The organism is Microvirga pakistanensis, assembly GCF_004458765.1.
GTDB classification, from domain to species: domain Bacteria; phylum Pseudomonadota; class Alphaproteobacteria; order Rhizobiales; family Beijerinckiaceae; genus Microvirga; species Microvirga pakistanensis.
This window is the reverse complement of record NZ_SPJX01000675.1, coordinates 1-223: the sequence shown is the minus strand read 5'-3', so window position 1 is coordinate 223 and position 223 is coordinate 1. Positions and strand designations below refer to the sequence as shown.

Annotated in this window: 1 pseudogene; it reads right to left on the bottom strand. The window is 66.4% G+C overall.

What is annotated here, in order from left to right:
* A pseudogene (locus E4K09_RS29535) lies at window positions 1–223 on the bottom strand (EAL domain-containing protein); the annotation flags it as partial.

Sequence of the window (223 nt, the reverse complement as noted above, 5' to 3'; positions counted from 1 at the left end):
GAGCTCGCGCCAGCATTCCTGCGGGAACTCGAGCACGACCTTGCCCAGGGTCTCGGGTGCGGCGTCCATGACGCCCGTCAGCGACCACAGGAAGCCCGGCTCCCGAACGGAATGGGGCGTCAGATTCACTCCGACAATGGCCTCGCTGCCCTTGGTAATGAGGTGGTAGGCCACCGCCATGGCACGGTTCAGGACACGACGGTCGAATTCCGTGGCGCGGCCG